Source organism: Streptomyces sp. LX-29, from assembly GCF_029541745.1.
GTDB lineage: Bacteria > Actinomycetota > Actinomycetes > Streptomycetales > Streptomycetaceae > Streptomyces.
In genome coordinates this window covers 1,088,995-1,100,680 of the sequence record NZ_CP089746.1, presented here as the reverse complement: position 1 = coordinate 1,100,680, position 11,686 = coordinate 1,088,995, and the positions used below count along the sequence as shown (strand labels likewise).

At 71.6% G+C, this 11,686-nt stretch carries 10 protein-coding genes and 1 pseudogene; 10 read left to right on the top strand and 1 reads right to left on the bottom strand.

The window, feature by feature from the left end; genetic code table 11:
- Positions 1 to 115 precede the first annotated feature (115 nt).
- The gene (locus tag LRS74_RS04785; protein ID WP_277739804.1) at positions 116 to 847 is read right to left on the bottom strand and encodes a lysophospholipid acyltransferase family protein; all 732 of its coding nucleotides are present in this window, start codon (positions 845 to 847) and stop codon (positions 116 to 118) included.
- Positions 848 to 1,101: 254 nt separating this feature from the next.
- Here LRS74_RS04785 and LRS74_RS04780 point away from each other — a divergent pair, with 254 nt between their 5' ends.
- The 10 genes and pseudogenes from LRS74_RS04780 (at position 1,102) to tgmA (ending at position 11,666) form a co-directional block, all read left to right on the top strand.
- Positions 1,102 to 1,473 (top strand): thioredoxin family protein, encoded by a 372-nt coding sequence (locus LRS74_RS04780; RefSeq protein WP_277739803.1) that lies wholly within the window; start codon positions 1,102 to 1,104, stop codon positions 1,471 to 1,473.
- A 537-nt stretch (positions 1,474 to 2,010) separates the two neighbouring features.
- Positions 2,011 to 2,484 (top strand): annotated as a pseudogene (locus LRS74_RS04775) (flavin reductase family protein); the annotation flags it as partial.
- 188 nt (positions 2,485 to 2,672) lie between these two features.
- A complete protein-coding gene (locus LRS74_RS04770; protein WP_277739802.1) occupies positions 2,673 to 3,458 on the top strand; it encodes an electron transfer flavoprotein subunit beta/FixA family protein in 786 nt (261 codons plus the stop codon).
- A gap of 45 nt (positions 3,459 to 3,503) precedes the next feature.
- The gene (locus tag LRS74_RS04765) at positions 3,504 to 4,466 is read left to right on the top strand and encodes an electron transfer flavoprotein subunit alpha/FixB family protein (RefSeq protein ID WP_277739801.1); all 963 of its coding nucleotides are present in this window, start codon (positions 3,504 to 3,506) and stop codon (positions 4,464 to 4,466) included.
- A gap of 241 nt (positions 4,467 to 4,707) precedes the next feature.
- Positions 4,708 to 6,027, top strand: coding sequence for an aldolase/citrate lyase family protein (locus LRS74_RS04760; protein ID WP_277739800.1), 1,320 nt, complete (start codon positions 4,708 to 4,710; stop codon positions 6,025 to 6,027).
- Between the two features lie 330 nt (positions 6,028 to 6,357).
- Positions 6,358 to 7,821, top strand: coding sequence for an ATP-binding protein (locus LRS74_RS04755; protein WP_277739799.1), 1,464 nt, complete (start codon positions 6,358 to 6,360; stop codon positions 7,819 to 7,821).
- Positions 7,818 to 9,332, top strand: coding sequence for a hypothetical protein (locus LRS74_RS04750; protein WP_277739798.1), 1,515 nt, complete (start codon positions 7,818 to 7,820; stop codon positions 9,330 to 9,332). Before LRS74_RS04755 ends, LRS74_RS04750 begins: the two co-directional genes overlap by 4 nt.
- A 183-nt stretch (positions 9,333 to 9,515) precedes the next feature.
- Positions 9,516 to 10,745 (top strand): helix-turn-helix transcriptional regulator, encoded by a 1,230-nt coding sequence (locus tag LRS74_RS04745; RefSeq protein ID WP_277739797.1) that lies wholly within the window; start codon positions 9,516 to 9,518, stop codon positions 10,743 to 10,745.
- Positions 10,746 to 10,800: 55 nt separating this feature from the next.
- Positions 10,801 to 11,232 carry a hypothetical protein gene (locus LRS74_RS04740; protein WP_277739796.1) on the top strand — a complete coding sequence of 144 codons (432 nt, stop codon included), beginning with the start codon at positions 10,801 to 10,803 and terminating at the stop codon, positions 11,230 to 11,232.
- A gap of 119 nt (positions 11,233 to 11,351) precedes the next feature.
- The gene (gene tgmA / locus LRS74_RS04735) at positions 11,352 to 11,666 is read left to right on the top strand and encodes a putative ATP-grasp-modified RiPP (protein ID WP_277739795.1); all 315 of its coding nucleotides are present in this window, start codon (positions 11,352 to 11,354) and stop codon (positions 11,664 to 11,666) included.
- The last annotated feature ends 20 nt before the right edge of the window (positions 11,667 to 11,686 follow it).

Genomic DNA, 11,686 nt, shown 5'->3' with positions numbered 1-11,686 from the left:
ACACGAACGCCGGGCGGGCTGGAGATCTCCAGCCCGCCCGGCGTTCGTCGTCGTGATGGTCGTGCCGGGGGCGGCCCCCGGATGCCGGCGGCGGCTCAGCCCCGCAGGGGGCGGCTCAGCCCCGTCGGTCCCGTGCGGCGGCCTGCTCCGGCGTCGGGGCGGTGCCTCCGAGGTGGGCGGGCACCCACCAGGTGTCGTCCGCGTTCTTGGGGCGCACCGGATAGGCGCGCTGCGCGGCCTCCAGCAGGTCCTGCACCCGGTCCCGCAGCCGGTCGGTGATGGTGTCGGGGTGCTCCTCCGGCGAGGCCGGCACCGGCTCGCCGACGCGCACGACCACGGGGAAGTGGTTGCGCCCCAGGTCCCGCTTGTGGCCCTTGGTCCACAGCCGCTGGGTGCCCCACAGCGCCATCGGCAGCAGCGGCACGCCCGCCTCCTGGGCCATCCGGGCGGCGCCGGACTTGAAGCGCTTGAGCGTGAAGGACTGCGAGATGGTCGCCTCCGGGAAGACCCCGACGATCTCGCCGCCGCGCAGCGCCTTGACCGCGTGCCGGTACGCGTCCATGCCCGCCGCGCGGTCCACCGGTATGTGCTTCATGGCGCGCATCAGCGGCCCCGACACCCGGTGCCGGAAGACCGACTCCTTCGCCATGAAGCGGACCAGCCGCTTGGCGGGGCGCGCGGTCAGCCCGCAGAAGATGAAGTCCAGATAGCCGATGTGGTTGCTCACCAGGACCGCGCCGCCCTGTGCCGGGATGTTCTCCGTGCCCTTGATGTCGAAGCGCAGGTCGAGCGCCTTGAACATGGTGTGGCAGGCACCGATCACCGGCGGATAGACGAGTTCAGCCATGGTGTGAAGGGGACCCTTCCTGATCCTTGGGAGGGTTCTCCCGCTGGTGGTTACGCGGCCGTAGGTTTTGGGCTTGTCGCAGATCGTGCCGTATGTCGGGCCGTACTGCCTAGCGCGGGGACCCGCCCGGCCGGGAGATTCTCGTCACGTCGGGGCGGAAGACGGGCGGTTGTGGTCGTGTTCGGCCGCCGCGGCGGGAATCATTGCGCTCCTCGGCGTGCTTGATGATGAGAGGTCCACGCCGAGCGTGACGTATGCGCCGGGGCGGAGATCCGGCACGAGGAAGCGGGAGGGCCAGGGTGCGCGGTCGCGACGGGGAGGTGTGGCTGGGCGCCGCCGAGCTGGGCGCCGAGCTGGGGGAGCGGGCCACGCTGGTCCAGTTCTCCAGCGCCTTCTGCCAGCCCTGCCGGGCGACCAGACGCACGTTGGCGGACGTGGCCGGAATGGTCCCGGGCGTGGCCCACGTCGAGGTCGACGCCGAGGCGCGGCTGGAGCTGGTGCGCGGCCTCGACATCCAGCGCACCCCGACGGTGCTGGTGCTGGACGCGGCCGGCCGGATCGTGCGCCGGGCGGCCGGACAGCCACGCAAGGCCGATGTGATCGCCGCCCTCGGTGAGGCGGTCTGAGATGGCCCCCGACGTCGACCCGCCGCTCTACGGACACGTGCGCGTGGCTCTGGTGCGGACCGCGAGCGCCTGTTGTCCAGGTCCGTGAGTACCCGCGATGACCAGGCTCCCGGCTCGCACCGACCGCAGAAGGACGACCCCATGACGGCAACGCCCGACCTGACGGCGACGCCCCACCCGACGGCCGCACCCGAGTCGACGCCCCACCCGACGCCCCTCGGGGCGCCCCGCCCGGGGGCGAGATCCGCTTCGGCGGCGGAGCCCGTCGCGCCGGCCGCGCCGCGTCCGGCGGCGGGGCCCGCCTCGGCATCCGTACCGCCCCAGGCATCCATGCCGCGACCGGCGGTGGGATCTGTCGCGGCCTCCGTTCCCCACCCGGCCGCTGTTCCCCACCCCACGACGGCCTCCGTGACGCCGCCGGCGCCTCGGCCGGCGGGCGGTCCCCGGGCGGTCGATCGCCGCGGCACGGTCGACGGTGCGGGCCGGGTCGACGGTGCGGGCCGGGTCGACGGTGCGGGGCCGGTCGACGGTCCCGGCCTCCTCCGCTCGGTCTTTCGGCAGCACGCGGCCGGCGTGGCCGTGATCACCGCGTCCGACGGGCGCCCGGTCGGCTTCACCGCCACCTCGCTGACCTCGGTGGCCGCCGAGCCGCCGCTGCTCTCGTTCGGGGTGGGCACCGGCTCCTCCAGTTGGCCGGTGCTCTCGACGGCCGACCATGTCGGGGTGCACATCCTGGCCGAGCACCAGGACCAGCTCGCGGCGACCTTCGCGCGCAGCGGGGCCGACCGGTTCGCGCCGCCGACGCGCTGGCGCGGCGGTCCGCACGGGGTGCCGCTGCTGGAGGGGGTGCTGGCGTGGCTGGTGTGCCGGGTGGTGGCGCGAATACCGGCCGGTGACCACCGGGTCGTGATCGCCGAGCCCGTGGCCGGGGATCCGGTGGCCGGAGACCCCTCCCGCCCGGGCCGGCCGCTCCTCTACCATCAGGGCCGCTTCAACGCGCTGCGGGACTGAGACATCCCCGGTCACGGCCGTTGGCAAGGTCACAGCTGGGCGACCTTGATTCCATCCCGGCCCCTCGATGTACTGGCGAGTAATATTTCGTTCGGCGAGTGGGCCGCCCCGGCAGGGATCCGGCTCGCAAGGCGCCTATGCTGCCAGCACAAGGCAGCTTCAAGAGACGATGCAGTAGGAGAGCCGGCGTGAGCTTGAGGATCGTTGTCTGTGTGAAGTACGTGCCCGACGCCACCGGCGACCGGCACTTCGCCGAGGACCTGACCGTCGACCGTGACGACGTGGACGGCCTGCTCTCGGAGCTCGACGAGTACGCGGTCGAGCAGGCGCTGCAGATCTCCGAGGACGCGGACGACGCCGAGATCACGGTGCTGACCGTCGGCCCGGAGGACGCCAAGGACGCGCTGCGCAAGGCGCTGTCGATGGGCGCCGACAAGGCCGTCCACGTGGAGGACGACGACCTCCACGGCACCGACGCGCTCGGCACCTCGCTGGTCCTCGCCAAGGCCATCGAGAAGGTCGGCTACGACCTGGTCATCTGCGGTATGGCCTCGACCGACGGCACCATGGGCGTGCTCCCGGCGCTGCTGTCCGAGCGCCTGGGCGTGCCGCAGGTGACGCTGCTGTCCGAGGTCTCGGTCGAGGACGGCGTGGTGACCGGCCGCCGCGACGGCGACGCGGCCAGCGAGCAGCTCCAGGCGTCGCTGCCGGCCGTGGTCTCGGTGACCGACCAGTCGGGCGAGGCCCGCTACCCGTCCTTCAAGGGCATCATGGCCGCCAAGAAGAAGCCGGTCGAGTCCTGGGACCTGGAGGACCTGGAGATCGAGGCGGACGAGGTCGGCCTCGAGGGCGCCTGGACGAAGGTCGACGGCGCCTCGGAGCGCCCGGCCCGTACGCAGGGCACGATCGTCAAGGACGAGGGCGAGGGCGGCAAGCAGCTGGCCGAGTTCCTCGCGGGCCAGAAGTTCATCTGATCCCGACCGCCCCCAGATCCCTCGTACTCGCAGGAGAGCAGAACCATGGCTGAAGTCCTTGTCTACGTCGACCACGTCGACGGCGCCGTCCGCAAGCCCACCCTCGAACTGCTGACCCTGGCCCGCCGCATCGGCGAGCCGGTCGCGGTCCACCTCGGCGCCGGCGCGGACGTCGCCGCCCCGGTGCTCGCGGAGCACGGCGCGGTGAAGGTGCTCACCGCCGACGCCCCCGAGTTCGCCGACTACCTCGTCGTACCGAAGGTGGACGCGCTGCAGGCGGCCTACAAGGCCGTCAACCCGGTCGCCGTCCTCTTCCCCTCCTCCGCCGAGGGCAAGGAGATCGCGGCCCGCCTGGCGCTCCGGATCGACTCCGGCATCATCACCGACGCCATCGACCTGGAGGCCGGCGACGAGGGCCCGGTGGCGACCCAGTCCGTCTTCGCGGCCGCGTACACCACCAAGTCCCGCGTCACCAAGGGCACCCCGGTCATCACCGTCAAGCCGAACTCGGCCGCGGTGGAGGCCGCCCCGGCGGCGGGCGCCGTCGAGCAGCTCGCCGTCTCCTTCGGTGAGCTGGCCACCGGCACCAAGGTCGTCTCCCGCACCCCGCGCGAGTCGACCGGCCGCCCGGAGCTGACCGAGGCCGCGATCGTGGTCTCCGGCGGCCGTGGCGTCAACGGTGCCGAGAACTTCCACGTCATCGAGTCGCTGGCCGACTCGCTCGGCGCGGCGGTCGGCGCCTCCCGCGCCGCCGTGGACGCCGGCTGGTACCCGCACTCCAACCAGGTCGGCCAGACCGGCAAGTCGGTCTCGCCGCAGCTGTACATCGCGGCGGGCATCTCCGGCGCGATCCAGCACCGGGCCGGCATGCAGACCTCGAAGACCATCGTGGCCGTCAACAAGGACGCCGAGGCCCCGATCTTCGACCTGGTCGACTACGGCGTGGTCGGCGACCTCTTCGAGGTCGTCCCGCAGCTGACCGAAGAGGTCAAGTCCCGCAAGGGCTGATCCTCGACGGGCCGGTTCCGCGGCTCGACGGCTCGATCCGGACGGTCCCCGTGCGCGCGGCGCACGGGGGCCGTCGGCGTTCTCCGAGGACCCCTGGGTGCTCGGCCCGCCTTTCGCGAGCGCTCGGCCCGCGCGCCCGGACGGCTGTTGACCGGTACCTTCCGCGTGGCTACGGTCTTTCAACAGATTGTTGATTCTGCTGGTCGATTCCGTTGGTCGATTCCGTGGAGGGACACCGGGCATGGGGCAACAGCACGAGGCGGCGGCACGGGATGGGGCGTCGGCGCCGGCCGAGGGGGTGACGACGAGCCTCGGGAGCTCCGTGCGCGAGGAGATCGCGGCCTCCCTCGCCGCCGTGGACGCCGAACTCGCCCGCCGCTACCCGGGTGACCCCGGCACCCGCCAGCCGGTCCACACCGTCTACGTCCCCGCCGACGCCTTCGCCGCCGACACCGTACGGGCGTGGGGGGACGAGGCGTTGGCGATGCTCGCCGCCCACGCCCGCGGCCCCGCCGCCCTCGCCGAGGTGCTCGGCATCGCGCCCGGCCTCGCCGAGCAGGTCCACCCCCGGATCCTGGCCAAGCTGGAGCGCGAACCGGTGGAGGACCTGCGCGTCGACTTCGAGGACGGCTACGGTCCGCGCCCGGACGCCGAGGAGGACGCGGCCGCCGCCCGCGCGGCGCGCCTGATCGCGCGGGCCTGCGCCGAGGGCACGGCACCGCCGTACGTCGGCATCCGGATGAAGTGCCTGGAGGCCGCCGTCCGCGACCGGGGCATCCGCACCCTCGACATCTTCCTGACCGGCCTGCTGGACGCGGGCGAGCTGCCCGCGGGGCTGACCCTGACCCTCCCCAAGGTCGGCTACGCCGAGCAGGTGGCGGCGATGGCCCGGCTGTGCGCCGAGTTCGAGAAGGCGCGCGGTCTGGCGCCGGGCCGGATCGGCTTCGAGATCCAGATCGAGACCACCCAGGCCGTCCTCGGCCCGGACGGCCGGGCCACCGTCGCCCGCATGATCGACGCCGCGGAGGGCCGCGCCACCTCCCTCCACTACGGCACCTTCGACTACAGCGCCTCGTGCGGTGTCGGCGCCGCCCACCAGTCCCTCGACCACCCGGTGGCCGACCACGCCAAGGCCGTGATGCAGGTGGCGGCCGCCGGCACCGGGGTACGCCTCTCCGACGGCTCCACCAACGTCCTGCCCGTCGGTCCCACCGCCCAGGTCCACGCCGCCTGGCGCCTCCATCACGACCTGGTCCGCCGCTCCCTGACCCGTGCGTACTACCAGGGCTGGGACATGCACCCCGGCCATCTGCCGACCCGCTACGCCGCCGTCTACACCTACTACCGCGAGGGCCTGGAACAGGCCGCGGCCCGCCTGACCGCGTATGTGACGAAGGCCGCCGGCGGCGCCGTCATGGACGAACCCGCCACCGCGAGGGCCCTCAGCGGCCACCTGCTGCGCGGCCTGGACTGCGGAGCGCTCGAGGTGGCGGAGGTGGCGCGGCTGACGGGGCTGACGCGGGCGGACCTGGACGCGCTGGCGGGACGCGGAGCGCGCTGACGCGGAAGGGGCCGACGCGTACGAGGCCGACGCGTACGGGGGCAGGGCTTCCGCGGGTACGGGCCGAGGGGCACCGGCGGTCCGAGGTCCGAGGTCTGTTTGAGGTCCGAGGGTCCGAGGGTCCGAGGGTCTGAGGGTCCGAGGGTCTGAGGGTCCGAGGGTCTGAGGGTCCGAGGGTCTGAGGGTCCGAGGGTCCGAGGTCTGAGGGTCCGAGGATCCGAGGTCCGAAAACGATCCCTTCCGGAAAATGATCGCTTCGTCGGGCGGGGGTTCGGATACGGTGCGAGACGACCGACAGACCGTCAACGTCCGCCCGGGGGAACCGATCGCATGGACACCACCGACCCGAAGGACATAGCCGCCTTCGGCAGGCTCTTCAACGCCTTCCTGGAACAGCTCGTGTACAAGGAGCCGGTGAGCGAGTCCCGTTCCCTGCTCCACCGGCTGCGCGACCACCTCGGCTACCCGCCCGCGGAGACCCCGGTCGTCAAGGCGTCGCACCCGCCCTACCAGCACGCCAACGTGCACCTGGCGCTGGAGCGCTGGTTCTCCACCGAGGGGCGGAGCCATGAACTCATCGGTGTGGCGGGGGAGAGCCGCCGGCACGAGTCGCTCGCCGAGATCCTGGAGACGGCGCAGCGGTACGGACGCTACCGGGTCGGCCCCGTCGACTACGCGTATACGCCGGTCTCCACCGACGAGGAGCTGGCCTGCGTCTCCTTCGGCATCTACCTGGGCGTGGACGGCGACGACCGCTACGCGGTACTGCTGCGCGGGCCGAGCGGCGAGTACGACGGCAACGTCGTGCAGATCGAGGTGTTGGCCCCGTCGCGGGACGCCGCGAAGCGGCTGCTGTCCGGCCTGGACCAGCTCATCCGCGAGCACAACGTCTTCCGCGGCAAGGTCATCTCCTTCGAGGGCTCCGACTTCGGCGAGGGCATCGGCCCCTTCCGCTTCCACCACCGCCCCGCCCTCGGCCCCGGCGACATCGTGCTGCCCGACGGGCTGCTCGCGCGCGTCGAGCGGCAGATCGTCGGCGTGGCCCGCCGCCGGGAGCGCCTCCGCGCCACCGGCCAGCACCTCCGCCGCGGCCTCCTCCTCTACGGTCCGCCCGGCACCGGCAAGACCCACTCCATCCGCTACCTGCTCTCCCAGCTCCCCGACTTCACCGTCGTCCTGCTCTCCGGCACCACCATCCAGCACGTCGCCGCGGCCTGCGCCCTCGCCCGTCAGCTCCAGCCGGCCCTCGTCGTGCTCGAGGACTGCGATCTCGTCGCCGAGGCCCGGGACTTCAGCGACGGCGAACAGCCCCTCCTCTTCCAGGTCCTCAACGAGATGGACGGCCTCGGCGACGACGCCGACGTGGCCTTCCTCCTCACCACCAACCGCGCCGACCTCCTCGAACCCGCCCTCGCCCAGCGTCCCGGCCGCGTCGACATGGCCGTGGAGATCCCCCTCCCCGACGCCACCGGCCGCCGCCGACTCCTCGACCTCTACGGCGGCATGCTCGCCCTCGACGAGCCCACCGCCCGCCTTGTCATCGACCGCACCGCGGGCACCACCGCCTCCTTCTCCAAGGAACTCGTCCGCCGTACCGTCCTCTTCGCCGCGGAACGCGACTCCGACGAGGTGACCAGGGACGACCTGTTGGCCGCGCTGGACGAACTCCTCTCCGACCAGGACGCGCTGACGCGACGGCTGTTAGGGGTGCCGGACCCGGACGGGGACGGGCACGGGGACGGTGACGGGGACGGGGCGAACACCGACACCGACGAGGACACCGACGACGCGTGACGGTGCAGGGCTCCCCGTTCGACCAACGCGTCCGGGTACTTCTCGAACTGAGGGGTGAGGCGTCGGACCGCACCCTCCTCGAAGAGGAGCTGGCGCGGCTCGACTGGCGGGTCGAGCGGATATACGAAGGCGCCCGGGCGGCCGACCGCGTCTGGCTGCTGTGCGAGGCGAGGATCGCCGGCGCCCGCTGGGGCGCCGCACGCGCGGTGGTCCGGCTCGTGGAGGAGTTGGCCCATCGCGCGCAACTCCATGTGCGGGCGAGGGTGGCGGAACGGATCGACAGGGACGCCGACGAGCCCGTGCACTGGGTGATCTACCAGGAGGCCGCCACCGGCTCGTGGCGCGAGCGGGCGGCGGCCCGTCTGACCCGACGCGACACCGGCCGCGTCGTCACGGCGGACACCCGGGGACAGGCACTGGACGCGGCGCGGGCGCACCTGCCCGGCTCCTCGCACCCGGTCGACGGGCTCGGGGCCCGCAGACCCATGTGGGCCAAGGAGCCCACCGCCGGAGTGGCGCGGGCGAGCCGCGCCGAGTCGCTGCGCCAGCAGGTCCGGATGGTGGGGGCGGTCCTGGCCCTGATGTTCGCCGGAGCGTGGACGGGATCGACCTGGCCCTCCCCGGCGACCGCCTTCCCCGCACTCCTGGCCGTGGCCGCCCTGGCCGTCATCGCCGCCCAGACCCGGATCCTCGCCCGCGGCTGGTGGTCCGACATGCGCCGGGCGCAGGCCGGGGCACTGGTGATCGCCGCCGTCCCCTTCGCGCTCGGACTGCGGGCCGGACTCGCCCAGTCGTCCCAGGCATCCTGGAACTACCTGCTGATCGCGGTCGTCGCCGTGGTGGCGAACGGGCTCCGCCTCCTCGTACGGCAGTGGACCTGGCGGCACTGGCTGCCCTGGGTCCTGCCCCTGCTCCTGCCCCTGGCGATCCCTCTCCTCCCCAGCCTGGGCGGCGGTCTGCACCTGTCGTACCTGGATTCCTTCCAGCTCAACGCCGACGACGTGGACGTCACCGCCTTCTGGCAGCTCGCGGCGGCGCTGAAACTCGTCGCCTACACCAGCGTCTCGCTCGTGGTTCCCGCCGTCTGGGGCTACTGCCGCCACTTCCATCTGCTGCACACCGACCGCACGGTGTACGGAGTCATGGCCTTCAGCGCGCTGGTGGCCTCCGTGGTGGCGGCCCTCATCGTGGCGATCGACGAACCGCGAGAGGCCGCCCACCGCGCCCAACAGGCGGCACGCGAGCTCCGCGCCCCCGCCCCCTACTTCGGCATCGAGCCCACCCTGGTCTGCGTGCACCCGGTCAAGGAGCTCAGCAAGGTCCCCGTAGAAGGCGGAGAGCTACGCCCCGACCTCCCGTACCTCCTCCTGGGCAGCTCCGGCGGCACGAGCGTCCTCTGGGACCGCGCCCCCGGCGAACCAGAACCGATCAAGGTGCCCACCTCCACGTTGCGCATCGTTCCGCTGCCGAAGGGAGAACCGAACTGCCGCCCGGCGGCGACTCGTCGATGACGTACTGACGCCCCAGATGCGCGGGAGCGCCTTTGTCGTGCCTCGCGCACTTCCCGACCTGTAGCCCTCCACACCGGGCACCCCTGCTCGGTACCTTTCGTGAGTCGAAGCCCTCACGGACGGAGCACGGATGTCTTACCGCATGCTGGAACCCGGACGCCTTACCCGAAGGGGGGTGCGCTGATGGTGGATGAGGCAGAGGAGATCGGGCGCCGTGCACGCCGCGCACGGCTGCGCCTCGGCATGACCCAGGCCGACCTCGCCGCCGCCCTCGGCAAGACACAAGGGTGGGTCTCCAAGATGGAACGGGGACACATCGAACTCGACCGTGTCGGTCTGCTCAACCTGCTTGCCTCAGAGCTGCACGTACACCCCAACGACCTCATCGGGCGCCCGTACAACAGCTCGCCAGCCGAGAATCAATGGCAGGTCTCCGCCGCGTCCATCATGCGCGAGCTTCGTCGCTACGACCTCGTCCCCCTCTTCAACGGTACGCCGAGGCCGGCCCGACAACTGTGGCAGGAAACCACTCGCCTGCACCGCTTGCGCGATGCCGCCGCCAATGTAGCGATCATGGAAGTACTACCTGACCTGTTCCGCGAGGCACGCGCACTCGCCGAAGTCTCTACCGGGCACGAGCGGGAAGAGGCGTTCGCCATCTACGCCGTCTGCTGCAAGTTCGCGCACACCGCCGCGCACACACTCGGCCACCCCGAGCTGATCGCCATGTCATGCGAGCGGGCCGCCTGGGCCGCACTGCAATCGGGTGACCCACTGATGCCGGCTGTCTCCGACTGGATGCGTGTGTGGGACATGTGGGCGACTGCCGATTGGGGCGACGCCATCGCCCTGTCGGACAAGGCCATCAACGGCGTCCAGCAGGAGTACGACCAGGGTGCGCCACTCGCCATCCGCGTGTGGGGATCGCTGCATCTGCGCGCGGCGGTATCGGCAGCCCGGGGCGGACGTCGAGAGGAAGCCAGGGACCGTATTCGGCACGCCAAGGCCGCCGCCGACCGGTTGGTCGAGTATGCCGGCCCGCCGGTGTACGACCGGCACTCGACCACCTTCTCACCGGGCAACGTTCTGATTCACGCCATCAGTGTGACGCTTGAGATGCGCGAGCAGCGGAAGGCGCTCGGCATCAGTCGGCGGGTGCCTAAGTCCCTGGTCGACTCCTTGCCCAACTCCAGGCAGGGGCACCACCACATGGATCTCGCCCGAGCCTGGCTGTGGGATGGGAATCGGGAGATGGCCCTGAGGGAACTGGAAAAGGCCGAGCGTTTCGCGCCGCAACTCGTCCGCAACCATCCCATCGCTCGGTCAACCCTGCGCAGCATCGTGTACGCCGAGCGAGCGACCACCCGTGAGCGCCTGCGCCGCATGTCAGACCGCTTCCACCTGGACGGATAGGGGTCGTATTCCTCCCGTTCATATTGGGTGCTCGACACGCCTCTAGCTTCGAGGCATGGCCGAACAGACCTCGAAGCAACCGCCCGTGCTGAGCGTCGAGTTAATCCCCGGCGACCCGTTTCACCCGCGCCTTGGCGACCTCGCGCTCGACCTCGCCAAGGGGGGAACGATCGGGGTGGTTGTCGCGCTCCCCAGCGACACCTCGGCGTCGTACCAACTACGCCCGCCGGGCGGGGGCAAGGACTGGCGCGCCAATTGCGACGGAACCACCCTGCGCCCCGTGCCCCCGCGGATCACACACGTCACACCCCAGAAGCGCGACGCCATCTATAACCGCCGAGCGAAGCGGGGCGCCCTACCGGTCACTGTCCACTACGAGGACGGGGGCTCCTACGAGTCGACTCTCATCCTGACCCCAGATCAGGTCGAGCTGTACCACATCCAGTTCACTCAGCTCATCGAGGCGAAATCGACACTGGAGCAGTGAGCCCGGCTGGACGGCGTCTCCGCGCGTCGCCGTCCCGATGACTCCAAGCCGTCCGCCCGCGGCGATCGGCGCGGGCGGGCCGTGAAGGAAACCCATCACGATCAAGGAGAGGACCAGCCATGGCCGTACAGACCCAGCTTGCCGGGCCCGGAACCCTTGCCCCGCCCGTGTTCCCGTACCCGGTCGCCGACGCCCCACCGCGCTCCACGGTCTCCACGGTTCGCCCCTTCGGGCTGACTCGCGCTGTTCCCGTGGCCGCCGATCCCAAGGACGTCGGCCCGGCGCTGACCCTGTGCCCCGTGCTGCAGATCAGCGTCACCGAGGACGGCACCCCGTTCATCCACGCCCCGTCGATGAAGTCGGCGTTCCTGACGAAGTCGCAGACCAAGGAGGACAACCAGCTCGCGACGGACACGGACAACGACACCGACTGACCGACGGGCAGCCCTCGCCT

Coding starts and splice junctions, on each gene's coding strand:
- LRS74_RS04785 (WP_277739804.1), bottom strand. CDS start 847: ATGGCTGAACTCGTCTATCCGCCGGTGATCGGTGCCTGCCACACCATG.
- LRS74_RS04780 (WP_277739803.1), top strand. CDS start 1,102: ATGCGCCGGGGCGGAGATCCGGCACGAGGAAGCGGGAGGGCCAGGGTG.
- LRS74_RS04765 (WP_277739801.1), top strand. CDS start 3,504: ATGGCTGAAGTCCTTGTCTACGTCGACCACGTCGACGGCGCCGTCCGC.
- LRS74_RS04760 (WP_277739800.1), top strand. CDS start 4,708: ATGGGGCAACAGCACGAGGCGGCGGCACGGGATGGGGCGTCGGCGCCG.
- LRS74_RS04755 (WP_277739799.1), top strand. CDS start 6,358: ATGGACACCACCGACCCGAAGGACATAGCCGCCTTCGGCAGGCTCTTC.
- LRS74_RS04745 (WP_277739797.1), top strand. CDS start 9,516: ATGGTGGATGAGGCAGAGGAGATCGGGCGCCGTGCACGCCGCGCACGG.
- LRS74_RS04740 (WP_277739796.1), top strand. CDS start 10,801: ATGGCCGAACAGACCTCGAAGCAACCGCCCGTGCTGAGCGTCGAGTTA.
- tgmA (WP_277739795.1), top strand. CDS start 11,352: ATGGCCGTACAGACCCAGCTTGCCGGGCCCGGAACCCTTGCCCCGCCC.